This window comes from Agromyces binzhouensis (assembly GCF_004135055.1).
Lineage (GTDB): Bacteria > Actinomycetota > Actinomycetes > Actinomycetales > Microbacteriaceae > Agromyces > Agromyces binzhouensis.
In genome coordinates, this window is sequence record NZ_SDPL01000795.1 from 1 (window position 1) to 616 (window position 616).

Annotated in this window: 1 protein-coding gene and 1 pseudogene; both read left to right on the forward strand. The window is 76.3% G+C overall.

The features are described from left to right. Positions 1 to 235, forward strand: a 235-nt coding sequence (locus tag ESO86_RS18275) for a response regulator transcription factor (protein ID WP_165308448.1), incomplete at its 5' end; no start/stop codon positions are given. Between the two features lie 187 nt (positions 236 to 422). Next, positions 423 to 616 (forward strand): annotated as a pseudogene (locus ESO86_RS18280) (hypothetical protein); the annotation flags it as partial.

The window sequence follows — 616 nt, forward strand, 5'->3', positions numbered from 1 at the left end:
CGCACGCGTGCGCACGGGGGCGACGGCCGCGGCCGACCCCGCGCCGACGCTGTCGCCGCGCGAGCTCGACGTGCTCCGGCTGGTCGCCGACGGCCGCTCCAACCCCGAGATCGGTCGGATGCTGCACATCGGCGAGGCGACCGTGAAGACGCACCTCATCCACGCGTTCGAGAAGCTCGAGGTGAGCGATCGCACGCGGGCGGTCACACGGGCGATGGAGCTCGGGCTGCTCTGACCGGGTCGCGCGCCGCGGGGCGCGGTCGCGCCCGACCGCGTCTCGGGACCCGTACGCTGAGCCGGTGGGATCCGGTCGAACGACACCGAACGCAGGGCGCACCGCTCGCGCATGGCGCGTCCCGCGTCCCCGCCTCCCGGCGCCCGGCCGTGATCGCCGGCTCGCCGCGTCGCCCGACGGTGACGGCGTGTTCATCGTCCTGAACCGCTCGGCGGGGACCAGCGTCGTGCGCTCCGATCCCGCGACCGTGCTGCGCACTCGTCTCCCGCGCGCCGAACTGCACTTCCTCGACCCGGGCGAGGATCCGGCCGCGGTCGTCGCCGACGCCCTCGCCCGGCCGGCGCCGCCGCGCATCGTCGGCGTCTGCGGCGGCGACGGATC